The 24,786-nt window shown below is 54.9% G+C and carries 24 protein-coding genes and 2 pseudogenes; 7 read left to right on the forward strand and 19 right to left on the reverse strand.

Translation table 11 applies throughout. The annotated features are described in order from the left end of the window. Nucleotides 1-577 (forward strand): inovirus Gp2 family protein (locus tag NA619_RS23580; RefSeq protein WP_255964264.1); only part of this gene is annotated, 577 nt, incomplete at its 5' end. Nucleotides 578-1,228: 651 nt separating this feature from the next. Here NA619_RS23580 and NA619_RS23585 read toward each other — a convergent pair. The 4 genes from NA619_RS23585 to NA619_RS23600 are packed head-to-tail and all read right to left on the reverse strand — an operon-like array spanning nt 1,229 to nt 3,870. Beyond that, nucleotides 1,229-1,702 carry a hypothetical protein gene (locus NA619_RS23585; protein ID WP_255964265.1) on the reverse strand — a complete coding sequence of 158 codons (474 nt, stop codon included), beginning with the start codon at nt 1,700-1,702 and terminating at the stop codon, nt 1,229-1,231. A 3-nt stretch (nt 1,703-1,705) separates the two neighbouring features. Next, nucleotides 1,706-2,788, reverse strand: coding sequence for a helix-turn-helix transcriptional regulator (locus NA619_RS23590; RefSeq protein WP_131651702.1), 1,083 nt, complete (start codon nt 2,786-2,788; stop codon nt 1,706-1,708). A 24-nt stretch (nt 2,789-2,812) separates the two neighbouring features. Beyond that, on the reverse strand, nt 2,813-3,472 hold the full coding sequence (locus NA619_RS23595; RefSeq protein WP_255964267.1) for a hypothetical protein: 660 nt from the start codon (nt 3,470-3,472) through the stop codon (nt 2,813-2,815). 2 nt (nt 3,473-3,474) lie between these two features. Then, on the reverse strand, nt 3,475-3,870 hold the full coding sequence (locus NA619_RS23600) for a hypothetical protein (protein ID WP_131651700.1): 396 nt from the start codon (nt 3,868-3,870) through the stop codon (nt 3,475-3,477). A gap of 218 nt (nt 3,871-4,088) precedes the next feature. Here NA619_RS23600 and NA619_RS23605 point away from each other — a divergent pair, with 218 nt between their 5' ends. Both NA619_RS23605 and NA619_RS23610 read left to right on the forward strand, forming a co-directional pair. Continuing rightward, entirely contained in the window at nt 4,089-4,592 is a 504-nt protein-coding gene (locus NA619_RS23605; protein ID WP_131651699.1) for a hypothetical protein, read from the forward strand. An 887-nt stretch (nt 4,593-5,479) separates the two neighbouring features. Continuing rightward, nucleotides 5,480-6,637, forward strand: a complete 1,158-nt coding sequence (locus NA619_RS23610) for a lysozyme inhibitor LprI family protein (RefSeq protein WP_131651698.1) — start codon at nt 5,480-5,482, stop codon at nt 6,635-6,637. A gap of 628 nt (nt 6,638-7,265) precedes the next feature. On the opposite strand, the gene NA619_RS23615 is transcribed toward NA619_RS23610, so the two are convergent. The 6 genes and pseudogenes from NA619_RS23615 to NA619_RS25270 form a co-directional block, all read right to left on the reverse strand. Further along, complete coding sequence (locus tag NA619_RS23615; RefSeq protein ID WP_131651697.1) at nt 7,266-7,685, reverse strand: RNase H1/viroplasmin domain-containing protein; 420 nt, start codon at nt 7,683-7,685, stop codon at nt 7,266-7,268. Then, on the reverse strand, nt 7,669-8,703 hold the full coding sequence (locus NA619_RS23620; protein ID WP_131651696.1) for a hypothetical protein: 1,035 nt from the start codon (nt 8,701-8,703) through the stop codon (nt 7,669-7,671). The genes NA619_RS23615 and NA619_RS23620 overlap by 17 nt, the downstream gene beginning before the upstream one ends. Before the next feature lie 14 nt (nt 8,704-8,717). After that, on the reverse strand, nt 8,718-10,346 hold the full coding sequence (locus NA619_RS23625; protein WP_131651695.1) for a hypothetical protein: 1,629 nt from the start codon (nt 10,344-10,346) through the stop codon (nt 8,718-8,720). Nucleotides 10,347-10,348: 2 nt separating this feature from the next. Beyond that, nucleotides 10,349-11,155: a hypothetical protein gene (locus NA619_RS23630; RefSeq protein ID WP_131651694.1), complete on the reverse strand. Its 807-nt coding sequence runs from the start codon at nt 11,153-11,155 to the stop codon at nt 10,349-10,351. 2 nt (nt 11,156-11,157) lie between these two features. Continuing rightward, the gene (locus NA619_RS23635) at nt 11,158-12,570 is read right to left on the reverse strand and encodes a hypothetical protein (RefSeq protein WP_131651693.1); all 1,413 of its coding nucleotides are present in this window, start codon (nt 12,568-12,570) and stop codon (nt 11,158-11,160) included. A gap of 273 nt (nt 12,571-12,843) precedes the next feature. Next, a pseudogene (locus NA619_RS25270) lies at nt 12,844-13,011 on the reverse strand (site-specific integrase); the annotation flags it as partial. A 186-nt stretch (nt 13,012-13,197) separates the two neighbouring features. Between NA619_RS25270 and NA619_RS25275 the strand changes: the two are divergent. Beyond that, a complete protein-coding gene (locus NA619_RS25275; protein WP_371924095.1) occupies nt 13,198-13,248 on the forward strand; it encodes an SEC-C metal-binding domain-containing protein in 51 nt (16 codons plus the stop codon). A 268-nt stretch (nt 13,249-13,516) separates the two neighbouring features. On the opposite strand, the gene NA619_RS23640 is transcribed toward NA619_RS25275, so the two are convergent. The 9 genes from NA619_RS23640 to NA619_RS23685 form a co-directional block, all read right to left on the reverse strand. Then, nucleotides 13,517-14,032 carry a hypothetical protein gene (locus tag NA619_RS23640; RefSeq protein ID WP_131651692.1) on the reverse strand — a complete coding sequence of 172 codons (516 nt, stop codon included), beginning with the start codon at nt 14,030-14,032 and terminating at the stop codon, nt 13,517-13,519. A 102-nt stretch (nt 14,033-14,134) separates the two neighbouring features. Beyond that, nucleotides 14,135-14,587, reverse strand: a complete 453-nt coding sequence (locus tag NA619_RS23645) for a hypothetical protein (protein WP_131651691.1) — start codon at nt 14,585-14,587, stop codon at nt 14,135-14,137. Nucleotides 14,588-14,724: 137 nt separating this feature from the next. Continuing rightward, entirely contained in the window at nt 14,725-16,500 is a 1,776-nt protein-coding gene (locus tag NA619_RS23650; RefSeq protein WP_255964272.1) for a three component ABC system middle component, read from the reverse strand. Next, on the reverse strand, nt 16,497-17,759 hold the full coding sequence (locus tag NA619_RS23655) for an ABC-three component system protein (RefSeq protein ID WP_131651688.1): 1,263 nt from the start codon (nt 17,757-17,759) through the stop codon (nt 16,497-16,499). Before NA619_RS23655 ends, NA619_RS23650 begins: the two co-directional genes overlap by 4 nt. A 526-nt stretch (nt 17,760-18,285) precedes the next feature. Continuing rightward, nucleotides 18,286-18,783, reverse strand: a complete 498-nt coding sequence (radC, locus tag NA619_RS23665) for a RadC family protein (protein ID WP_131651686.1) — start codon at nt 18,781-18,783, stop codon at nt 18,286-18,288. A gap of 29 nt (nt 18,784-18,812) precedes the next feature. Next, nucleotides 18,813-19,718: a hydrolase or metal-binding protein gene (locus NA619_RS23670; RefSeq protein WP_131651685.1), complete on the reverse strand. Its 906-nt coding sequence runs from the start codon at nt 19,716-19,718 to the stop codon at nt 18,813-18,815. A gap of 90 nt (nt 19,719-19,808) precedes the next feature. Then, complete coding sequence (locus NA619_RS23675) at nt 19,809-20,810, reverse strand: YqaJ viral recombinase family protein (RefSeq protein ID WP_131651684.1); 1,002 nt, start codon at nt 20,808-20,810, stop codon at nt 19,809-19,811. 88 nt (nt 20,811-20,898) lie between these two features. Beyond that, the gene (locus NA619_RS23680; RefSeq protein WP_131651682.1) at nt 20,899-21,867 is read right to left on the reverse strand and encodes a DUF932 domain-containing protein; all 969 of its coding nucleotides are present in this window, start codon (nt 21,865-21,867) and stop codon (nt 20,899-20,901) included. Nucleotides 21,868-21,967: 100 nt separating this feature from the next. After that, nucleotides 21,968-22,297: a hypothetical protein gene (locus tag NA619_RS23685; RefSeq protein WP_131651680.1), complete on the reverse strand. Its 330-nt coding sequence runs from the start codon at nt 22,295-22,297 to the stop codon at nt 21,968-21,970. A 629-nt stretch (nt 22,298-22,926) separates the two neighbouring features. Between NA619_RS23685 and NA619_RS23690 the strand changes: the two genes are divergently transcribed. From NA619_RS23690 to NA619_RS23700, 3 genes and pseudogenes are all read left to right on the forward strand, one after another. Next, complete coding sequence (locus NA619_RS23690; protein WP_131651679.1) at nt 22,927-23,406, forward strand: YqhA family protein; 480 nt, start codon at nt 22,927-22,929, stop codon at nt 23,404-23,406. A gap of 100 nt (nt 23,407-23,506) precedes the next feature. Continuing rightward, the gene (locus NA619_RS23695; RefSeq protein ID WP_015278138.1) at nt 23,507-24,154 is read left to right on the forward strand and encodes a GNAT family N-acetyltransferase; all 648 of its coding nucleotides are present in this window, start codon (nt 23,507-23,509) and stop codon (nt 24,152-24,154) included. Between the two features lie 444 nt (nt 24,155-24,598). After that, nucleotides 24,599-24,786 (forward strand): annotated as a pseudogene (locus NA619_RS23700) (hypothetical protein); the annotation flags it as partial.

The raw sequence follows: 24,786 nt of genomic DNA on the forward strand, positions 1-24,786 counted from the left end.
CATCTATGAGCATTTGGAGCGTCTACATGACGTCACTATCGCAGCTATGGCGCGATACCCGAGGGTGTTTGCTTTTCGGTTTGATCTGCACTTACCTAAAGGCATATCCATGCCTGCTGAGGCTTACACCAACGAAGTGGTGTCTCGCTTTAATGCCGCAATCAAGCTAATGGTTAGAAGTGCTCGTCAATCTGCTAGGGCCGTTAATCGCTACGCGCCTGAAACTGACCTATATTGGATGTGGACGCGAGAGGAGGGTGACGACAGCCAGCATTATCACTTCGTTATGCTCGTAAACAAGGACGCTTTTCATACCCTCGGGAGATTTAACTCTAAGCGTGACAATCTATACACGCGAATTGCTCGAGCCTGGAGCGGCGCCTTACGGATACCGTATGGTGAATATAAGGGGTTGGTACATGTGCCTACAGGGGCTGTCTACTATTTATCTCGAGAGGAAGATAGCGAGCTGAAAGAGTTCTTTTATCGGGCCAGTTATATGTGTAAAGCACGTTCTAAAGTGTTCGGGCATGGTTTTCAAGTCATGAATTCCAGCCGGTTTGGGCGTTCCCTATAGGGTGTTTTTCATAGGCGCATCTCTTAGTAGCCCATCTACAGGGCTGTGGCTGCAGCATTGAGCAGGGGGAGGGGAAGGGCTTTCACGCTCACGTCGCGTTCTTCTTCAACGGCGCCCATGTGCGCAGCGACTGGAAAAAGGGCAGGGATATCGGTGAGCTATGGGCTTGCATCACTAAAGGAAAAGGACATTTCCATAGCTGCAATGACGATAAGGAGTCGTATGGCAAAGAACTGGGATCGGAACGATTTACCGCTCCGATCAGGATGCTCGCTGCAATATCATGAAGGTCATGACCTACCTGACCAAAGACAGCCAGCCTCTGCGTATCAAGCCAGAGGGCGGACGAGCACTACGAATGGGGCACCGCCTAAACCTTGCTCGGATGTGATACTCGCACCATTTGAGCGTTATTGGCTCGGGCAGAGATGTTGCGGTTATCGGCCGAGAAGATGCGAGCCTAGCTGCCGATACCGAAGCGCACTGAATACCGAGTCGACCATAAGGTCCGTCGTGGCGAGGTTGATGAGCTGCCAGAACCGTCTTCGATTTCAGCTAGCTCTGCGGGAAGGTTACGAAGTCCTTGCGGTGTCTGCCATCAGATGTCGCAACCCGCGGAGGGCAACAGAGGCCGTTAGCTGGTGCTGGTGGTTACTGTCGCCAGTAGTACCCCGAGCACTCGTGCTGAAGCGCCTCGGGAAAGTCCCAGTTTCTTATTAGGAACCGCTCGGCACCCGCCATCGCGCAGTCAATGTGCTTGCGGTTCAACGCCGGTTTGTGAGCTGCGATCAGAATCGATTCAATAAGGCAGATGTCCTGGGGCTGCAGCATCAGGCTAGCGTCTGGAGTGCCAAGCGTTACAGACAGGTTGGCGTGGTACCAGAACCGTCCTTTTACGTGTTCACCGAGCCTATCTCGGAAGGAGCGGCGACTCTCCGCTTCTTTGGTTTCACCGATATATAGAAGTACATCAGGGCCATAAACGGGGTGGCGGCCATAAATGCAATAGAGCCCATTTCCTAGCGCCGAGGGCGTGCTAGGAAGCATGTATTCCTGCTTCTCAGCGTCATACACGAGCTTGGTTCGTTCGGTCCAGCAGATGTCGACAACGGTCAGATCAGTCATGGGCTACCTGTTTGATTGCAATTGAAGGGCTTGTTTGAGTCTATAAGCTACTTCCCCTGCTAGCGTAGCGGGCTTTCGAATCTGGATCGAGCCAGCATGCGAAAGGATCCACCAGCGCAGCTCCCAGCTGTCGTTGACCGTCGCCGTTACAACGGCGCCGTCGTCCTCCGGTGCCAAGAGCATGTCGTTTGATAGGGGCGTCTCTGCAAGGAGTCGGCTCAGGCCTTCGTTGACCCAAGCTTCGATCTTTATTGTGGCTGCGGTGCCGAACTGCATGGCGCCGCTTGCGAGATAGGCTTTCAGGCTAAAGCCTTCTGGCATGGTTGAGGCGGATGCGGTCTGCTGCACGGTACCGAATCGGTGCAATGCAAACTGGCGTACATCTTCAAATGGATCCACTGTTGCCAGCAGGTAGGTCACCTGACCGCGCTGAACGAGCGCTAGTGGGTTGAGGGTGAAGTGGCGCTGGCGATCTTTGTGGGCTGCGTAATAGCTGCAATCAAGCTGTCTGTTGTGCAGCAGGGCTTCTTGTATTGTCTCCAGATGCTGCACATCGACGATCGGTGGGAGCAATGAAAGCTCGGGGTGCACCGTGGCGACCTTGTCGAGCCAGCCGGCTGTAGGGACTTCCTCTTTCAAAGCTTGCAGTTTCAGGCGGGCCTGCTCAAACCTTGGCTCCAGCGTTTTCAGCATGTAGCGCGGGATCAGGAGGCGCACGCTGCCTTCCAGCAACTGCAACGTCAGGGCATCGCTCAGCGACAGACCGGGAAGCTCGGTTGGGCTGCCTGGCATCCAATGCCAGCCATAAGGCGCACCTTTGTCATTGCACTCCAGAGGAAATAACTGCGACAACTCGTTCAGATCTCGCTCCACTGTCCGTTTGCTCGTTTCGTGACCGGAATCTTGGAGTCGGCGCTGCAGGTCGGACGCGGATAGGCCCGGGGGCTTAGTCGGCAAGAGCTTGAGCAATTCCCACTGACGAGCCAGCGTGCGACGAGAAGAGTTAGTGGGCACCGGTGAGATCCCTTCAGCTGTTAGTTTGGCGATTATCGCTTTTGCCAAATCGCCTGTGTGCAATTGGTGCATGCGCGCTGCATGCAAAAGCGGCACTCAAAGCACCAGGCTAGCCGAGGTTTCGCCCAAGAACATTACCCTCGCGGGCATGTTCGGCTGGATGGCTGTACTGAATAGCATCGTTTCCAAGCGGGGGTTCATTTCTTCGACCGCCTCTGCAAGCTCGGAGAGGGTATATAGATCCGGTATCTCGTTGTCGATTAGTAGTAGGTAAAGCGTGCGGAAGTCTTTGCTGGGGGGGGCCAGCAAGGGCAGTGGAAACGCGTAGTCGATGTCCGAAAGCGAGAAATGGAGCTGCCGGCCCTTGCTATAGGTTAGGAACTGGCGGAAGTCGGCGTAGTTGCGTCCGGGCCACTCACAGCCTAATGCCGCGATACGAACGTAGCGAACGACTTGTTCGGACCAGGCTTGAAATTCCGTCGCGGCAATGTGCGGCTCTGCCACGATCTGGTAACCGCCACGCCCCAGATCTCTCGAGCGAGGAGTTGTTTCGACAAAGAATACATAGTTGGCCCCATCGTCGTCGGCTAGATAGTCCAGTGGGGCGTTGATAGCAAAGGCGATGTCACTGGCTCCCAGCAGGGTGCGCTGATTTTTCCACTTGATCTGTGTGTGTATGGACTCGTAACCCGAGTTGAAGTCCATGATGCGCATGCGCAGTGGAAGCGGTGGGATGAGGTTGCTCAGGTCGGCCATCGTCACGCTCCAGACGCTGGGTTCTTCAGGCGAAGGATTCGGCGCGACTGGGCCTGGCCTACAAGCCAGGTGATGAGCTCCGCGTAATTGATCGTGCCCGTGTCCGCGATGGCTTGGCGGGATGCCTCTAGGCTGGAAATCATTGCTACAAGTGCTTGGGTGTCGAGCATGCGCGACACGTCAGCGCGTGACAGTAGCGTGATGGGTTCCAGCAGAGCATCGAACGCGTCATGAAGGATCAGAAGACGTGATAACTCGTTGAGCTGGATTTGGATTCCAGCAGGGATTTCTGCGGTGCCGAGGAAGCCGGCGAGATTGATAATTCGTCGCCCAAGGCGCTTGGTTCCGGCTGCTTCCTTCAGTAAGGCTTCGAGATTTTCTTTGATCAAGCGATCCATGTATATGCTCCTGACTGTCGTGCCGGGAGCATGTCGCATGTGCACGACGGAATGCGTCGCATGGCTGTGTTGCCGTATGATTTTCTTGGAAGTTGTTCTAGGTTCGTGAAGACTAGGAGATTCTTTACGTGCGGGACCTCCGTGGACCGCGGGGGGGTCTGTTGCGCTTCCACGGTCCCATAATGCTAATAAACGAACCTAAAATACTGGAGCCCGCCATGCCGTCAGAGCTATTCGATCTTCGCCCTCATGAGAACCGCTGGTTTCCCTGGACAGACGTGGAAGGGTGTTTCTGGCCAGGAACAGGAGGTCGTTCGCACAAGATCAATCCGGGCCTGGCCAGTATCACGAATGCGGCAGGTATTTACTGTATTGCTTGGTCACCTACTGGCGCGATGCCCACGCCAGATGAACCGGGGGTGCAATATATCGGGCAGACAAAGAACTTTAAGGCCCGCATAGCACAATTCGCATCCTCAGCAGGCATATTTTGGGAGGAACGTTACGATGGCCATTCGGCAGCATGGCGATGGCCTCAAGGAAAGACGGAAAAAATGATGATTGCTTTTTTTCCCTTATCAAAACTTGGGTCAGACCATATGCTGACTGGACGATTGTTTTGGTATGAAGCTTTGGCGATCGACTCGTATTTCCTAGAGCATGGCAATACTCTGCCCCCGCTCAATGTGGTGAAAAACCCTGTCGCAGTTGAACTTGCATAAGACGTCAGGCTGCGTTTGGCAGTGTTAGCCTGCCTTTTTGCCGGGTCGTGACGCTGTCCTACATGGCTTTGTCTGAAGCGATGGCTGTGCAAAGTATCACCACTGGCTAATATGTATTGAGCGGCGTTTTGCAACCCATCTGGGCCAGGCTGGTTAATATCTCGCTCAACCTGTGCTCGTGGGCTGGGTATGCGTTGACTACGTGCTTTATTCCGCTCCCGATGGGCTTGCTCGCTTGGCCTTCACGCTAATGTGCGGGCGCCATCCGTTGAGCTGAGCCAATGTTCGCGAGGCTTGTTGTGATAGCCACGATCAGCCCAGAAGTCTCGGCTGCTGTTTCCTCGATCCAACACGGCGACCAGATGCAGCGTGTCCGCCTCGCTCACCTGCACGTTGGGACCAGCTTGTGCCGACGATCCACGCTGACCCCGCTCATGCGGTCGAGGAGCTGAAACTCCGAGTTTGAACAACTGCCGCAAGACCAGCAGGCGCGTCATGAGCACTGTAGTGTACGGAGGCCTACCGGCATTGGCTCGAGCCAGCCGGGCTAGGAACCCAGCAATCGATTGCATACGCCTGGCTATAGGCTACCTCCCAAGCGTGCACCGAGCCTGACGGCGGTCGCCAGATAGGCGGCCATTTCGCTCCATTCAAGTTTACTGTTTATGTGCCGTTAATCAGAGGGCACCGGCCGTGCCTTTAGCCGCGTCCGGTCTAGTTGTAGTTCAGACCACACTCTGATGGACGGCAAACGCCGGTCAGATAAGTAGGGCTGGCTGGCAATCAACTCATTGTCCGGCTTCAGCATAACTTCATGGAATCGCGACGCTAGTAGCTTACGTCGCGATGCGCCACCCGCTGGCGCGACGTTGGAATACATAGGCCAAATGATGATCTTCCGAAGCGTGTTAGCGCTGTTCCTAATGTTATTGACCATAAGCGTCGAAGCGGTGAGCTTCGATTGCTCGAGGGCCGCCAGTTTTGCCGAGAAAGAAATCTGTCGCGATGGCTACTTATCTGGTCTCGACGATATCTTGAGCAAGCTTTACCACGAGGCTCGTGGAGTAGCGGGAGACCCCATTGCGTTGCGCGACGCCCAAAGAGCTTGGGTCGCTTCTAGAGACGTCTGCTCTGTGCAGAAGTGTGTCGACGAGAGCATGTCGGACCGCATCACCGAACTCGGTCACTTCATTCGTGACGAAAAGCACAGGGCCTCAATCGCCATTTGGGAAGCAGAGCAAGCGAGGCTGCAGGTGGTTGAAGCGCAGCGACAGCAGGCGCAAGAGGCTGAGCTGTTACGCAGAGAAGGCGAAAACCTAGCCCGTATCAATTCGGATGCCCTCGCTGAGCAGCAGGAAAGCGCAGCGCGGTCAAGCGAAGCCCGTCCCGTATCGAGTCCGCGATATTCGGCTGTCTCGCAGGCAGCGAGTACTGGCCGCCAGGTTCAACCAGTTATCGCCCCTGCCGCTCAAAAAGGTCTGTGGGAGCGGTTTGTTGATGGACCGGCTTGGAAATATGCTGCTATCGCGATGCTCTGCGTGTTGGGTGCGGCCGTTGCGCTGCATCGTTCCGGCGAGCTGACCGTCTACGCTAACTATACCGATGCGCTCGTCACCAATGCTCTGCCCGTAGGCGGGTTTTTCGCCTGGTTACTGCTCTCGTGGCTAGAGTTTCCATCGCCACTACCTGAGCTTGTGGGAATGCTTGCTGTCCTGCTCGCTATTGCGTTCGCATTATTCATGGCATTTGTAGCGAATGACGCTATCTGGAAAATCGGCTTGTCCTTCCTTGCAAAGCTCTTGCTCGTAAGCTTGTTCTACGTACTGATGGCACTGCTAATCGTTTCCTTGCTTCAGACTAAATACAAGGACGAGACCCGTGCCCAAGCAGCTGCGCGCAACCGCCGAAGCGATAGGGCCACCAGGGCACATATTGCCGGGCTGGCAGTCGGGTATACGTTCTTAAGCCGCTGGCTCTGCCGTGACGGTGAATTTACTTCAGTTTCCGAGTGCTACACCACCTTCCCCAGCAGGGAGGAGGCGTAGCGTTGAAGTGGTCTGACCGCGGAAAAATGGGTGTGGATCGCTCCGCGCAGTTCTGTCGTGAGATTAGAAGCCTGCTTGGGCACGGAGTAAAAGCGCCCGTGTACGCTGGGCTTCTGACTTCAGTCATCCGGATCAGGACGCTCACCTACTTGCTCAATGACGGCCTTATGAATGTGTGGGGGACGGATTCTTCGCCACTCAAAAGGGAATTAGTATGAGCCAAACGGTTGGGTTTTAGGCTCCAAGATAGGCGGGGTTTCGACTCGCGTCAGTCTTTACTGTCCCTGCACCACAACAGCACTGTTACCTACGCCGTTCTGGATGATGGTAGCGGTGTCTGTCATTGTCCTTCGATACCTGACAGCTTCTGACCCAGCGAGGCGGAGTTAGAAGAGCCTGTTTGGCTGATTACACCTACATCGCCTTCGACCCACCAGCCGCCCTGGGTAGCAACAATCATATTGCCGGAGCCGTTTTAGACGAGATCCAGCGAATGATTATCCCCGTCCTGAGTTGCATCAACTCGGTTGCGGTCGCCGGTGCTTGAACCTCTATCACGCTTTCTTCTGATCATCGGCTGCAACGAAGTAGGCCAGAAGAGGCTTAGAGGTGCATGGTGGGCAGCCCATCAGAATCCAATCTCCAGGGTGATGCAATAAGGGGTGCCCCTGGCGCTGAGCTCGTCCGTCCAGAATTCGTCTATTGCCAGGCGTTCGGCCTCTTTTGCTTCTCTCGTTTCGTAACGTCCAGTCGCCACATACTCGCCTGTGGCTTCAGTAGAACCAGTTGGTATGAGCGTTACGATTACGCCTATGCCATCGAGGATGGGTCTCGGCTGGGCTGGGAGCGTTGTTTGACCCTCATCATCGAGCCAATCCTCAGCCTCATCTTGAGTGAAAAACTGACGGTATTTGGCGTTCGGGTAGTTGTTGACCTGCTCAAAAGCGCCACCAATACCGAACCACCCCTCGTAGACGCCAGGCCTGAGACCGATTTTGACAGCATAGAAACTACCCACATAAACCCCTAGCTCAACGGCGTTTTTCAATCTTGTAGAAGCTGCCTTCGATCATCAGGCGCTTTCGATCTGACTGCACGGCATCAGTAATGGTATTGTCGATCAGAACATAGTGCCGGCAGTTCTGTTGCTTGGACAATGCGAAGATTTGTCGCACTGAGCTTATGAATTCAGGATACCCAACCTCTGGTTTGGAAAGGATCTGCTTTATGTTCGGCAGTACAGCCGCATCCTGTTCGCGGCTGGCCGGCCAGGCGGGGGAGACCAGTAGAGTTTCATCGCGCAGCACCAACGAAAACAGCAATTGAGTTTTACCGGTTACCTCATCTGCCCAACAAGGTGGAAAGTCCATTCCGCCTCGTGCATCCAGCCTGTTCTGCAGGTACACCATTTGTCCTCGAAGGTTGGCATTTTCTCGCTTGAGCTCGACGGGGTTGAGTTTGTTGCTCTTAATCTCCTGATAAGCTTGGGCATCAGCCACGACAGCCGTTGCCTTCTCTACAATCGTCAACTCGTCATCTTTCGGCGCCTGGCCGGCTACAAGCTCTGTCGCTGAAATGAGACGATCAAGCTCAGCGGACCGATCACCTGCTGACGACTCAGGCCCCAGCCTCTCACCTAGCTTTGACATGACGACCAGAGAGGTCTGAATTTGCGCAGCAGTGGCCTCGGTTTTCTGACTCATCTGAGCCAGCACCTTCTCAAGCTCAACCATCGCAGTCAGCTGCTGCTCTTTCTCATTGAGCAGCACCTTTAGGCGTTCTGACTCTGCATGGGCGTGAGATTCCTTAACCAGCTGTGAAATCACCTCGTCAGGGTCTTTGAAACCAATAGTCTCAAGCGTTTGCCGCATGAAATCACGCGCACTTGTCATCGCTGAATGCTGCTGCTCGAGGGTGGACTCTGATTGAAGTTGATCAAGCAGATCTCGATTCTTGTTCTGCAGACCAACCAGCATGAGGCCCAGCACAAGCATCAGGAGAAAGGTGAGCATGAAGGCGATTTCAGTCAGCGAAAGCTGAAAGACCTGATCATTCTTAGCAGACATCCATGTACCTTCGATTACGTTGAGCTAGAGGTGTCTGCGGTCGGACGAAGGGGCGCGGGGGAGGACACGGCCTTGATTGCTCCAATGGCAGCGTCCACTCTCTCAAGCAGATTTTCGTGTTGGGCCGCATCGTGAGCCGTCGGCGCCGCAACGCTAGTGGACACACGCCCATCTACAATGCGGGGTGTCGTGAGTGCTTTGCTGGATGCAGCTTCAAAGCGTTCAAGAGCTGCTGTGATTTGCTCTTGATTCTTGATGGACTCGTCCTGGAAGAACCTCATCTCGCCAACCAGAGCCTCTGACAGTGTACGAGACTCCTTTACCAGCATGGGTAGCGACTCCATGGTGACCTTGATCGCATTAATCAGCGACTGCTGATCGGCATGGCTTCGCTCTACGGTCTGAGACAGGTTTACAGTCGCCTGTTGGCCCTGGCTGATCTGCTCAACTAGCGTTGCGACTGATCCACTCATATCCTTTGCTGACTTGGACATGACGTTTAGGCTGGTGATTTGGGCATCGAGGCGCTCGTTGACTCGATCTTGTTGTTGCGCAAGTCTTTCCAGCGCCTGGTTGTGGTGCTCGGCCTGGGCCAGGGTCATCGCATGGGTCGATGATGCCAGCTCCACCATGCGCGATTGCTCTTGAGCTATGAGTGCAGCAGACTCGAGCACAGTGCTGATGCTTTCGCTCTGGGTGTTGATCTTTGAAACGGAGCGCTCAACAGACTTGGCCGCGCTGTTCACGTCTTTGGTAACAGCGCGAACGCCTGCGGTTACCTGTTCGGTAGAGCCCCTGAGCTCATCGATAGGCCCGGCGAGCTTCTGAGAAAACAAATCATCGGGAAACGCTACACTGTCGAGCTTCGCCACCACGTTGTTGGTGAAGTCTTCGACGTTTTGATTGAGCTTGCCCAGTGACGCGCCGGTCTCACGCGCATATTTCTCGACTACAAGGCCCAGGCTCATCGATGATTTTTTGATCTCTCGAACATTTTCAATAAATGCATAGTTGATGCGGTTGCTCAGATCCTCGAAATGAGCCTTGTTGCGCTCAGAGAGCTCTACGTAATGCGCATCCATCTGAGCAGCATTGTGCTTGGCAATTTCTTCGAAGCTGTCGCGCACAGATTTGACAGCTTCAGTGGTCGCCTCCAAAACCTCCCCCCGAAAATGCACCAGCGCCATCAAAGCCCGCGAGTATTCGTCTGTCAGCCGGCGCGAGGCGTCAATCGCACTCTGCTCGTTATTGCGCAGTGCGTCATCCATGTTCGGCCGGAAGCTAACCAGCACGACGCGTACTGTCAGGCCCACAATTGTGGTGATCATCGCAGCGCCGAAGCGAGCGGCAATGGTGAGCATGTCGCCCTGTATGTTAGGCAGGTCGATCAGGCTTGCAATGATCGATGCGACCGTGAAGATGAAGCCGAGGTAGTAGCAAGAGTCGGCAAACTTCTCATCAGAGACGTCTGATGTGCGGTATTTACCACCAATCACCAGATACGCGACCATCACTGTGATTGGAAGCAGCACACCTGTGATCCACAGATCGCCGATCACAAAGCTGATGATTAGGCACAAAATCTTGGCTGCGCACGCTACGGCAAAAAGCGCCGGCAGCTTGATCTGTTTTTGGCTGTTCATGCTTATCCCTCAAAGGCCTTGACGCTGACCAGGTGCGCACCGCTGTTATCAAAATACTGCTCCCAAAAAGACGCCTGCTTGTTCGTTTGCAGTTTCGGGTGGTTGAGCAAATAATTCAGGTGCACTTCAACACCCTCCAGGCGAGCCTGAGATTTGCGGCCGTATGTGCTTTCTCGGAAAGCTTTGAACTCGGGCAGAGCCTTGAACATGCTGAATTCAGGCATGTGCTGGAGCATGTCCGAGAAAATGATGAGCGTGCGAGGGCCTTGTGCATCGATACGGCTGAAGCCATTGATCGACAAAAGGTGCAGCATCTCGAAGATTGGTGAGCGGTCAGATGGTGTATCAAGCACTACCTGATCCCTCAGGCGAACCAGTGGGCCCTGAAACTCATCTACGAACCGTTTTTTGATGCGCTTGGGATTGGAGTTTAGTGAATTTTTGCCCTCACCAGTGCCAGGGTTGCACTTCTCGAAAATCGGCATGGCGTTGTCAGTAAATGACTCGCCAAGCACAAAGACAGACACCATGTGGCCCTCAGGGACGAGCTTATCGGCAGCTTCCTTGAGTCGCTGAGTCATTGCCTGGCGCTGGATAAAGTTCATTGGATCTGTATTGTCCACCAGCAGGACAGTGTGACCTTCTGGGCCTGGTGCCGGGCACAAGGTAACCGAGTCAACGGGCTCATCACGACCCATGTAGAGATACGCAATGGCACCGCCAATTGCGATCATTGTGATTACTGCGGCGACCATCATTGCAATGGCGATATTGTGCTTTTTCTGAGCTAATTTACTGCGTCGAGCCATGACTATTGCGCCGATTTCAAATGATCACGAAGCGGGGTTACCTGGTCATAGCACAGCACGAACGCTGACTGAATTTGACCACGTATGATTTCTGCCTGTGCGATGACGCCGTCTAGCAAGGCTTCCTGCCTATCTACATCGCGCTGATCCGGTTCGACATTTACTTCGGGCGGTGTGATCGAGCGCAGGGTGGCCGGAACATTGAAGTAAGCAGGTGTATCCAGCTTGCGGTGCATTCCATTCTCGGTTCGAAACAGTTCGATCAGTGCGCCAAGGGTGTGCTCGGATTTGTCGAGGTAGTTGCTCATTCGCCGGCCGGTGATAGCCTTGCGCTCAACGTGCTCCTTGAGGCGCACTACCTCACTGGCGGAGTCATTCAGGATCTTGTCTAGCCGTTCTTCAAACTCTTCCTTGGATGCCTTCAACTCTTCACGCACCAGATCAACCTTGCTGTCATGCATGGCTCGAGTTTCGGCGAGTCTTTCTGCATGTCGGCTATAGCCTGGATAAATGTCGCCCCAGGTCAAACCCTTCGCCAATGAGCAGATGGAGAAGAAAACGCTAGCGCCAAACAGCAGGACAGACTGTATGCCTTGGAACTGGAAAGGAGCCGGCCACAAACGATCCCAGGCGATAGCCATCGCATCACCATCTAATGAAACGATGGTAAATGCGTCTCTTAAATGCGTTGTGATCAGTGCGATGACCAACATGACGGCCATTGCTATAAGAAGAGAGGCATACCCCCAAAGCTTTCCAGCGGGCTTGATGTGCCAGAGGTACTTCAAGCCGATATAACCGATGAAGAAGCTAACGATAACGTTCAGGGCGGCCAGAACACCGGCGTAGGTGAACCCTTCAATCAAGCCCCCATCAAGGCCTGCAGAAAAGAAATTTGAGTTAATGAGGCCCTCAATCAGAATCAGGCTGATCAAAATCAGAATCCAAAAACTCTTCTTGATCCCGCCCATTGGCTCTTTAGGCTGGCGATAGAGGTTGTTACTGGCCTTAAAATTGTCCAGATCCACGGCCACCCGACGCGCTTCATCGTCAAGCTGCCTTAGCTCATGGTCATGACTTGAGATGATGTCGTTCGCAACGCGCTTAAATTCTTCTGCAAGCTCTCGTGCACGATTTACGTTCTTGGTGATGTCGAGCTCTGACATGCGCCGCTGTAGGTAGATAAGGTGCTCGTGCGACCACCTGACAACTTTGGATCGATACTCTTCGATCCTGTCGACTATGCGCATCTCCACAGAACTCAATGTTGTTTTATCAGGGGAGGGGCTATTGAGCACAGCCAGCCGCCGGGCCTCCTGCTCAACATCGATTTCTTTCTTGAGCTCGTCGTAGTCGAGCGGATAGAGGTCTGGGTTGTCACCCTTGGCTGGCTTGGCCTGAATCCAGCCGAACATGGAGCTCAAAATTCCCATACGTCCCTGTCCGAATATGGAGGATTAATCGGATCGCGATCAGACGCTTTTTTTCAAAAGATATCAAGCGTGAACCGCTGACTGACGACGCTTATCGGCAGTTGAGCTATAGGCATGAATCGACCACTGGCGAAGCCTGAGCTACAAAACTCAAGTTCAGAAGGGTGCGATAGCAGCGATGAGGAGGGCGGAAGCGCTGACAGGGGCCTAAGCTTGATTTTCAGCGCGTTTTGCCGAGTTCACTCGTTGTCCGTCTCAAGGATCATAATAGGTGTTTTGCGTAGTGCTAATGCTGTGATGGGGACGGTCGGCTTGGAGATCCTTCATGTCTCGGTGTGACGCATCGAACGTCGCGGAGGTGTGGCGCAGCCAATGCAGTGAGGATGACCGAATTTGGGCAACTTTGTCGTCGCTCCAGCCTTCTTAGGCCATTCTTGTCAGCTACCGATCAAAAACGCCTTCTTAAAGAAGCATGCGTATGACTGTTCGAAGAACCAAAGCGACCGTTGAGAGGGACTCTAATAGGGCCGGTGACCCAAAGTCTGCTGGGGCTGGGTTCCACCTATAACGCACCAACCAGCCTACATTGGCCCGCCGGTAGGCCGGTACGTGCCTTGCCCCTGTGGCTCAGAGAAGAAATACAAGCACTGCTGCCGCTAACAACTTTCTTAAAAGCGGTGCCTCCTTGCAGCGCGACTTAACTCTGCATCTGACCCACTTCGAGATCGAAGCTGCGTGAAGGGAATGGCTGCTACTGGCCGACTCCAGCCGGTTGGCCACAGGCGGAAACCGGCCAGTAGCAGCCACTCGTATCCAGCCCAACGAGGTTATTGAATGACTACGAAACCAGGGGCGATTTACTTTAGTCCGAGGCTAACCCTGAAGCTATTCGCCTCCAGGGCTTCTGAGCACGCATCTAAGCTGCTCACTACTTAGCAGCCGGCACTCGGTCGCCAAGCTCTGGCTTCATGATGACGCGAATGTCATACAGCAAGCTGCTCACGTCATGTAGCTTGCTGATGAACTCCTCCAGCATCTCGTTGGTGACCTCGAAGTAGCGATTTTTCTTGTCCAACCGACGGTGCAGAATTTGCTGCCTGGCTTGGTTGGTGATCGGGTAGGCATGCATGATGTCCGAGCGCCGGGTGTTTAGTGCTTGGAACATGTCAGCGGCGGCGCGGCCGATAGGCCCGACCGCAGGTTTTGTTGCCTTAGCTTTCTTTACGCACTTGCGGAATTCGCTGAGGATCTCGCCGCCCGTTCGTGCCTGAAGCTCAGTGCGGTTCACGAGCGGATCCATATGGTGAGCGAGCTCGGCCATGAAGCTGCTGAGGGAAGCAAAGCCGTACAGCGCGACTCCAAGCCGGTAGATGTAACTATCGTCAGCTGGAAGCGCGAGACGGGTGAGCCCTCTGATGGCTGTGGTGTTTAGCTCGATGGTCATGACGTGTACTCCAACATCCTTATCGTGTACCGAAGATGCCGGGCTCTGTGCTGCGAAGCCGGACTGTACTTTACAGGGGAAAAATGACTGAGTTACTTGAGCTTACCGCGCAGCCAGCTCATTACTCGGTTCAAGACTTTCAGCTTGCAATATGAAGTCATCTGCATCGACCAAGAAGCCCAATTGCTTGCGGAGCTGGGCCATCTCGCTCATCACGGCCCCATGCGCATCGGTGCCAGCCAGGCCAGCTGCAACCATTTCCTGATCAACCTCGCGCAGTCGACGGTACCAGGCAATATCGACTGCGTGGTGCTCGAGATAACGCTGGTTGAACACGCGGTGCTTACCGAGCAGAAACAGGTAGGCTCCAAAGCCCGCCAGAAAGACCTGCAGCATGCTGATCTCAACCCCCCGAGCGTTCAGAAACTGGGCGATTTGTGGCGTTTGCCAGCAGCCGATCGCGAATAGCACAGGCCACAGGGCAATGGCGAACAGAGCTTCGTTCGTCTGTGGAAAGCGTTTCAGTTGAAAGGGGATGAAACGGAGACGGGTCATGGCAACTCCTGTTGGAAGGATTTCCAGGCACGAGGACCTGGACTTACTCAAGCTTCCGGTTTTGCCAAGGTTCGATGCAACTCAGGTGGATGCATTTGGTATCCATCGCCAATAAGAGCGACGCATTCAACAGCTCGTCAGAGCGACACTTCACCCTTGAGAGGCCAGCCCTCGGGCACCAACGCCGGAGGCTTGCTCCAAGGTGCCTCGACCAGCGACTTCTGAAACCAGTCATCCCGTAGATTTGCGTGCTCCGTGATGATGATCTGGAAGCCTGGTACGTCTTCGACCGTGAACTGGTAAAGCAGGTTGAACAGCTTGCGTACCGAGTCCATGTCGGCATCAGATTGCTCAGTGTTCAATACCGTACCGTCGACCGCCTTGTAGGACTCCTCTGAGGGAAAATACACTTGAGTCGGCTGATCGATCACCAAGAAACGCGGCATGGGTCGATTGCTCTTAACGCAGTACCAATGCAGGGCGAGCAGCGCTGAGAGATGATACGCCAGATAGTTTTCGCCACCACCTGTCCGAGCCATGGGCACGGAGCGCTCAAGGCGGTCGAAAATGATGGTCAGCTTTTTCAGATCGAATCGGGCCGGGTAGGCACTGAATTCGGACTCGAAGCGTTTGTTGTACAGATTGAATTGTGCCGAGATGCTATTCAGGATCGACGCCAGGCGGTCTTCTACATCGACATCTGCCAGTGCTTTTTCAAGCTCCTGTACGCGCATTTCCCTACGGCGATAGTCAGCCTCTTGCTGTTTCAGCGAATTGTCAGGGATGAAGCCTTCTAGGAAAAAGCTGATGCGCCCCACCACATACTTGGCTGCGTCGCTTTGCTTCTGGGCGTTGGCCAGCACAGTACTGGCGGCGATGGCAGCTGTCAGCTCCGCTTCCTTCTCGACAATCGATTTGGTGTTGTCCTGAAGGCGTCGATTTTCCTCCGCCAGGTAGCCCTGGATCTGCGGACGTTGCCCCATCACCGTCTGCATTTCTGCTTCCAAGGATTCCAGTTCGCCGATGAGCGCTTGGGCTATGGGAGTTTCCATGGCCAGGTTCTTTTCGGCGAAAGGCCACTGCCATTCGCCTGTGGCTGCATTCTTCGGAAGCGACTTGATGGATAAGAGGCGGTCGATGTGTTCCGATGCCTCGCTCTGGAAGCCGCCGGCACGCCGTTCGAATATCTGGCCGGCCTCAATTTTGGATTTGATCTCGCGCTTGGTTTTCCTCAGCTTGGCCAGCTCAGTCTCCAACTTGGGTACCCTGTCCTCAGGCTGGGCATGCGGTTTGGCGGAAGTCCACTGCGCTGCTGTTTTGAGGGCAGCAATGATCTCCTCGACCTCCCCAATGGGGGGCTCTTGAGGGAGTATTCCTACCGCCTTGGCTTCAGTCAGCAGTGTGATGGCCTGGTTTCGGTTGTTGCCCACCGCTTGCTTTGCCTGCTCCAGCAGCTTTGCCTGGGCTCTCAGGTCTCGCTGAGCCGTCCCCAGCAGAGCCGCTGCGCGTTGGCACGCCACTGATTCCTCGGTGCCCTCGATGTCTGCTTTAACCCTCTTGGCTTTCGGAAGGAGTCGTCCCTGCGGGGTGACCTCGAAGCAATCGGTGTAATGTGCCAATGCAAATGCCTCGAACGTGAATGGCAGCATCTCGGTTACCCGCTCGGCCAGCCCGATCTGCATCTGGGGGTACGTTTCCACTGTCTTGAGCAGGTAGCCCTTGTAGTGCTTGAGCAGCGCGCTTCGAGATTCTTGGTGCAGACTCAGCGGCAATACAAGCAGTGAAATCGAAAAGGGCATGCCCTTGGGATCTATCACTGCATAGGCCTTGAGCGCGCGCATCAGGACTACCCCGCAGAAGGCAGGGTTGAAGAGATTCTTGGTCTCAAAAGGACGCTCATCCCAGCGAATCATTCGGTCTCTCCAGCAGCCTTGGCCAGGCGATCCAGCAGCTGTGGATGCCAATAAACGGTGGGATAGGGGCGTTTGTTGGCTAGAATCTGAAAGCTGCCGCGAAGTACGTAAGGCTCCGTTACGCGTGCCCGGATATTCAGGTGAGCAAGCTTCTGTGCTTCTGTCTCAGCCCAGGTATAGAGTTTCTTGCCAACGGCAATCAGTTCCGGCTCAGAACAGTCCTCGATCGGGGTGTCGAACGCATCATCGAATAGGACGTCTTTGGTGCGCTCCCACTCATTCGTCAGCCGGCGTTCATACTTCATGATTTCTTCAGAGCCCACCAAGCGCTGCCTTGCCCAGGCGGAGCGCTGCTCAAATGCGCGGTAGTAGTCCAGGATCGCATTGCGGATGCGGCTGGGGCTCAGGTTCAGATCACGGAGTTGGCTTACGAACAGCCGGTTATCGGTGCTCGCATCGATGGGGGCTTTGGGCGTCGCGTCCTCAAAGGTAATGGGGAGATTGTCATCCTTGTACTCCTCACTGAAACTGAACAACTTCTCCGAAACATCCCGGGCATATACGGGCTCGCTCTGCGGGTCGCAGAGCATCTGGATAGTTAGATCATTCCACCATCCCTCCAGGCGCTCAAAGACTGCGTCCCTGTGCTCAGGGCGGATTGGCCGCATTTTCTGGGCCTTGATGAGGGCTGGGAGATCGCCAATCCGAGGCGTGCTGTCAATAATCGTGATTCTCGTTACGAAGTCCTCTTTCTCCAGCGCTGTCAGCTTCGAGAGCAACTCCTTGATCTTGGTGAACGATTTCGCCTTGCTGGTGGCGAGCGTGTTTTCTGTCAGTTGCCAAAGGCTGGGCTCAGCCTTGGTTGTATCAGCGCCGTACAGGAAGAATTTTAAGAATGAATCCGGCGCGACGGACGAAGTGGTGAACAGGAAAAACTGATAGTCAGACTCAACCCGTCCATTGGCCAGGTAACGAGTTAGCCAGATATTAACCGACTTCCAGAAGTCGACAGACAGGTCAGTCAGGCGTTCACCAGCAGCCTTGTGCTTGAGAGAGGCCAGTGTCTTCTTTCCGGAGGACTCCAAGAAATCGAGGTCATCTTCCTTCTCGATGAGGATCGCGGTGTCCTCTGGAAGCTCCAATGCCTGGTACAGCGCAAAGCGGGGTTGAAAGATGTAGCCGAGCCCCTGTTCTCCGGCGCTGTAAGGATCGTTTTCTTTCTTTTGATCTGCGGAATCGTTGCTTGCTACAAAACTCATAATTCAGCCCAAGTTCCAGGTCGTTCATCCCAAGTCTGTTGTGCCAGGAATGGGGGCGAGCCGAGTCTATCGACCGCCTTCTGTTGTGGTCGTACACGCCGCAAGCAACGCCTAATGTGTGGTGGTTGGCTAGCCGTTTGCGCCCGCAACCGTGATTCGGCTAGGCGAGATCTCAACACATGAATCGCCCCTGTTTCTATGAAGGCCTGCAAGCTTTAAGGAAGGACTGCTGACCCTGCGTAACTGTCCGCTTTTGGGCCGATAGCCGCCAGTCAGTTAGCTGGAGCAAAAAAAATGCTAACCGCAGCGTGGGCCGCCGTTAAGCTGCCCGCGCCCGTTTATGCCGATATTGAAGGGTTTTTGTCAGTGCTTCCCTGGATAGTGCTGAAGATACAACAGGCCAGCAGAACCGGAAGCACTAGCAGGGGAAAGCGAACCAGCAATATCACCAACAGCAACGCCGCTACGCACCCCGCGAGAATCCCTACGAATACGAACAGAGCTGCAAGTACTTTGAGTATCGCCATCATAAGTACCCAAACTCAGCCAGTGATATACAGCCTTCACTGCCAACCACGGCGCGGTCGAGCGCCCGAACGCCGACGAGATCCAAAGCCGCTTTCAACTTACCGGTTAGCACGCGGTCTGCATGGCTTGGCTCGGGGTCGCCAGAGGGATGGTTGTGCACCAGGATCACTGCTGCAGCGTTGCATTGCAGCGCTAACTTGACGACTTCACGCGGGTAGACGCTGGCACTGTCGAGGGTGCCCCGGAACAGCTCGCGGAATGCGATCACTCGGTGCTTGCTGTCGAGCAGCAGGAGCGCGAAAACTTCATGTTCGTACCCAGCGAGCAAGGTTTGCAGATGGGTGAAGACTTGCTTGGGGTCGGTAAGCTTGCGTCCACGGCTCAATCTTTGGCTAGCCAGTTGCTGGGCCATGAGCAAGATGTCGGCCTCGGTTAGAGGCGACTCGACGAGGTAGGTCCCGGTAGTTTCGCCGGCCCTGAGTTTGTGCAGTTTCATGTTTCGCTCCATGGGTTGTCTGGCCGGCGTTAGGCATTCAGTGATTGAGGCTGGTATTGGGCTTCCAGCTTGTCAGCCAAACTGGGTTTACCCGTTAAGTGTGGTGCGGGTTTTGGACTTGGCTCTACGTTGTTGTCGACAGGGAAGAATTCCTCAACGACGGCCCCGGCGTCTTCCTCACTGTCCTCGAAGGCACCGTTGCTGAAGCCGCGTCGCGCCGCTTCATCCAGCCCAGCCTGGTCGAAGCCAGTGGCCTGCCGCTGTGCATCCAGCTCATTGGCGGTTCGGAGCGCCTCGGTCATGTCGATTCCGCTCCGCACCGTCAGGTCTACGTAGAAGATCGGTGTGCCATGGCTTTGCCGGGTGGACTTGCCACGCAGCCGCAGTTCCAGCGGCAGGCAGGCCAGGCGTTTGCCCGAGATGGCCTGGAAGTAGTGCAGGCGAGCAGCGAGGGTACGAATGCTGTTGAAGCCGGTGGTGCGGAACACGAAGCTGCCCAGAGGATCGTCATCGCCGACAAGAACGTTTAGCCTTCCATAGGGCTTGCACGCGCCGCCCTTGGCCAGCTGACAGGCATCCGGTGAAGGGCAGGGCAGGGACTGCATGCCTTCTTGGGTGACGCGCTTGCAGGTCTCTCCGTTACCGACGCACACCGGACGTCCAGTCTGTCGGTCAAATAAGGAGTAATCGGCGCGGAAATTCAGCTCCGGTTCGTTAAACAGCAGACGTACCGGGATGCTGCGCAGCTTGTCGTCCTTGCTTTGGCGCAGCTCATCGTTAAGCGGGTGCACCAGCCAGCCGTCTCGGCTCTGCACCTGAGAGGTAATGGTGAATTGATCATCCTTTTCAGGCAGGCGCTTGCCGTTCCTCTCGATGACCTTGCCGATGGAAATCCGCCCGAGCACCGGCGGGGTGATAGTCAGACCTTTGAGCATGATGATACTCCTGAAAACAAAAAGGCCAGCCACGCAGCTTGAACGGCGTGGTCTGGCCAAGGGGAGGGAAGGGGTTGAATGAAATAGAAATCAGCTGACCAAGAAGCGTCGTGCTCCGGGCTTGGTCAGCGAGTACCTGGCTTGCAGGTGCGGCCGCTCCTTGAGCAACCGAGCCACGTCGAAGCCAACGCTGTCCTTGGCTTTTCGCCACGTGATGTAGCCGTTGCTGAACTCTGCGCGACTGGCGTCGCCGATGGCCTGCTGCAGCATTTGCTTGAGCTCGGCTTCGCGCTTCTCCTTATCAGCGATTAACTGACGCAGCGCTTTAAGCTCGATGTACGCTGCCGTCAGCCCGGCATGGCGACTGAAGTCCACGGTTTGGCCGTCGTCCTGAGGGAACAGGCAGCGCAAAGCCGTTTCAGCCGAAGCCGAGCCATCGGCGGGTGGTGGCGTGTCGGTCTCGACGTACTCCCAAAACGCGCGCTCCAGTTCAATCAAGCGAGCAATCATCTGCTCGTCCCGTTCGATGCGGTGGATCTCCAAATGCTGACCGCCTAGCATCACCGCTACATCAGCCGCCTGCTTGCCGGTGACAGCGAGCTGGTGCATCACTTGTAACTGCACATACTCAGGCACGCCATCTTTCCAGAGGCGTGCCCCGTTTATGCCGGCTGTCTTGCACTCGAGGATCTGCACGTCATCGGCACCGATTACCTCGCGGTCGATATTGGCCAGCATCCAGGGCAACTCAGGATCGGGGTGCTGCAGCACGGCATTGACGCGGCGGACCTTATTCTTGGTGCGCTTGCTGTAATGCCAGGCCACGACCGGCTCCAGCACATTGCCCCAGTACATCGGACTTTCTTCATCGTGCGGATCTGCCTTGGGCAATGTGGTGTCACGCCCGGTCTTCTCCATCCACAGCTCCAGCTGTGATTTGTAGGGATTCAGGCCTACCGCAGCCGCGGCGTCCGAACTGCCGATGCCCTGCTTGCGGATCTGTAGCCAGTCTTCGCGGGGTAATTCCTTGGTACTGATCAGGCGCAGCGCCGGCCTTGTTTTGCGCGTGTTGCTCAATGGAGTCGCTTTCATAGCGGTCACCTTGCGGACATAGAAACGCCCGGTCAGCTATGAGGCTGACCGGGCGTTATAGGAAAAGGAGAGGGAGAGGGAAGAGCGGTTAGGCCACCAGTTGCAGGGCAGTATCTAACGCCCGCTGTTTGATCTGAGCACCCTGGCCGAACCAGGCCGAGTCCATGCGGTACTCGTTGCTGCGGGCACGACGCTCGTGGTCGACGTATTCAGTCACGGCGTTGAGCAGACCCCAAGCGGTGCCACGAGACGACTCCAGCTGGCTTCCACGCCCGCGCCCTTCATATAGCTCCTGGACTTTGCGCAGTGCTCGTTCATTGGGAAGCGCTTCAGGCATGGGTTTGTTAGGGCTGACCTCACACATGACATTCATGAAAAAGCCCATCGCTTCATGCCACTGGACTTTACGTTCGGCCAGATGGCGCATGCGGTACATAAAGTCGTCCCATTGCGAGACAGCGATGCCCAGCTGCTTCTTCACCATTTTTGGATCGAAGCGGGTGTTGTGCGGCACCTTGATTGCTCGAGTGGTGCCGTCCAAGGCGATGGTCAGTGTGTTATTGCAGACCACACGCACCGTAGTCGGCGTCGCGGTGGTGGCAAGAGTGCCGTCACAGGACGTGGCCAGCAGCAGGTAACCGTTCACCTGGTCGTTGCCCTTGAGCGCAGCGTTCTGCCCTGTACGGGCAAGTGCCCAAAATTTGCGACCTCCCTTTAGCACGCCAGCCGTTTCAAGCTCATAGCCAGAAACCTCGGTGAGGTCTCGATAGAACTCCAGCACCTCGCGTGGCTGAACCGTGTGGTACCGGTTTGAAACCACGGAAAGCGGTGCCTTGGTATCGGAGCGGAAGAGTACCTTCTGTTCGGGAAATGAATGGATCGCGCCAAGATGGCCGACGGCACCTGACTTGAAATAGACAGGGCTTTCCTGGATGTCCCAGTCCATACCGGCTTCACGCTGCCAGACTTCGATGGGTTGTTTCTGAGATAAGCGATTACCCAGGCCATGCCACGGGGTGGCGCCCGCGTAGGCCATGGTTTCGATGAGATGTGCCATATGAGCGTCTCCTTTGGGTGCGAGTCGGCATAAAGCGCTGCGCAACGCGCAGCACACCGATCGGGAAAAGTTGGGTTGAGATGGGACGAGCGGAGCCGGATCAGACCGGAAGGTTGAAGCGGTTAGCGCAAGCGAGACAGAGGTTGTTGGACAAGACGTGACGGTCCAGCTTGTCGCCTAGCTGAGCGCCTAACGCACAGCCGCCAACCCCACCAACCAAACCACCGAGGATCGCTCCCGATGCGGCTCCGATAGTGATGCCAACAGGCCCGGCGAGTGCGCCGATAGCTGCGCCAGCCTGACCGCCAGCCAGAGCAGCACTGACGCCACGAGCTGCACCGCCGATGGCGCCTACTGCAGCTGCAATCTTCATGGCGTGATGAAAAGAAGCGACTTTGGAAGAGTGACAGTGAGGGCATTGCAATGACATGAGGCGAGGCTCCTAGATACTGAAGTCATTGCAGTGATGTAGGACTGAGATTCTTTCGAATCCAGTTTAGCGGAGGGTGTCTTTGCACGTAGCGACCGGCAGCAACCGGCCAGAAGCGGCCACTAATTTCTTGGCAATCAACAGCAGAAAAAGCATTATGGAAACAACTGCTCACGCGCAGTCCCATCTTCGGCGGCATGGATGCCTTGCTTATCTCACACAAGCATTCATTCCTGCTAGCTTTGGCGACATGCTGTGAAGCGCGGGCTTATGCCGCATTCGGCTATAACTGGCTTATACCGCGTTCGATATAACGTCGCAGCAGAAGGGAGTGAAAGATGCATAAAACACTGATCCGCAAGAGAAAAGTCAACATTGTTAGCGAAATGTTAGGCTGCGTATTAGTCGAGCGTTCGGTCTAATCACTGTTAGTGGCTTTTCTCCAGGTCATGTCAGGGTCACGAACGTTTGAAGTAATCCAGCAGTAATCCGACAGCTCCAGTGTTCGGCTAACGCCGTAGAAAGCACAATCTAGAGGTTGATTAACGAGATAGTAGATGGTCCGGTGAAACCGACTAAGAGAAAATTGTGAGTCTGTAACTGACGTTGTGACGCGGCCCGGAGAAATTATGATCGAGAGAGTTTTCAGAAGTAGTCGGTTTATGGTGTGGGTGGCAGTCGTTATCTGTGCGGTGTCATCTTTGCTCTTGTATGGTGCCTCGGTTAACATAATCTGGAATACCGCACTGGATGTAGTACGTGATATACCTGTCTCTGCTGACGACGGCAAGAGCCTCGCGGTTCGCCTCCTGAAGCTGTTGGATCTCCTGCTGATCGCTATTACTTTTCAGATCATGGCGGTTAACCTGTATCGTCTGTTCATCCGTCCGGTGTCTGATGATGACAGAGAATCCCAAAACCCTCCGGACATTAAGAGCTTCCATGATTTGAAGATAACAGTAAGCCAAGTGGCTGTTGTGATACTGGTGGTTCTGTTCCTTGAGCAGGCGGTAGAGATTGGCGCTACGATCGCTACGTTATACTTTGGTGCTGCCATCGGTATCATTATTTTGGCCTCGGTATTCGCGTGGAAGAATATGAAAGACTGATGCACAGCACGCGGTTAGACGTCACCTGCTGGTTGCCTGAACTAGAGAGGCAACCACTCCGCAGAGAATGTAGGCGGCCAACGCTTCATGGGAGCCTGCTTTGGGCAAGAGCCAACGTCACGGGCGTCTGCCACTAACCAATCCAAGCATAGCGACACCATTTCGGTTGCGGCTTCGCCTTCACTACAAAGCTGCGCGTGTTGGCGGCGTTATGCGCATCCATAGAGAGGGTACTCTTATTATTGAAATCAGGAAGGCAGAAAAAGCGGACGTTCCTGCGATACTCGACCTTGTTCGAGGAAAAGCGGAATTCGATGGGTGTTTGAATTCGCTTCAATCTACGGAAGCTGACATTGAGGAAGCTTTCTTCTCCGAACAACCCAAGGCGTTTGCGCTCTTGGCCATGAAGTCAGGCGAGGCCGTGGGTATCGCGACGTACTACAGTATCTATTCCACGTTCATTGCCAAGCCTGGCATCTGGCTAGACGATCTGTTTGTCTATCCGCAGTTCCGGGGAAGCGGTGTGGGCGAAGCTCTACTCTCAGAGCTGTGTATCCTCGCTCAGAATACTGGCTGCGGGCGTATTGACTGGATCGTGGCTACCGACAATGATCGAGGAAGGAGCTTCTACGAGCGCTCGGGCGCTCGGATATTCGAAGAGGTACGGCGTGCCCGGTTAGATGAATGTGCGATCAACGCACTTGCAGAGAAAGCGCATAACAAAGCAATGCACCCGACAAGCGGGTGATTGCGGCGTTAGGCAAACACATGAAGATTTCAGCTGCAGCAAATACTCTCATTCCTGCCTTGCTAGTGCTAGAGCGAAACGGATATAAAATCACATCCTCAGAAGATGGCGAAACCTGGCCCTGCCTTTCGTAACCGCCGCTGTTTTTCCGGGCGGCGGTGACGGCCAGGCGGGGCGGCTTCGGTGGTTTTTTGTCCGTGGCGGCTTCACGTTTCGCGGTGTAAAGTGGCGCTGGGGTTGGTCGCTGTTTCGCCTGTGCGCCCATTCTCCGGCCTAACCCTACATTCGAGAGGGACTGGCCGATAAGCGTTCTTTTACGGCCTGCGGTTTCTTGAACTTTCGGGGCTCCGTTCACGTTTCGTGGCGGCCAGCCCCTCAATTTGAACGTTAGGCACAGTCAAACACGCAACAATCCAATTCTTTCAACCCAGAGGTCTCCCAACTATGAAAGTCAAACTTGTAGCATTAACAGCATTAGTCGCACTTACCTCAAATATTGCGAACGCAAACGAGCCCATCGTTGTAAATCAGGCAGTAACAGAGAAGGAAGCATTAACAGCTCAGCAAGCATGGTGTGCTGCTCTTCTTGATATCAACGCCGCATACGAAAAGGATGGAAAAGTAGCAGCGTG

Source organism: Stutzerimonas stutzeri (assembly GCF_024448895.1).
GTDB classification, from domain to species: domain Bacteria; phylum Pseudomonadota; class Gammaproteobacteria; order Pseudomonadales; family Pseudomonadaceae; genus Stutzerimonas; species Stutzerimonas stutzeri_Q.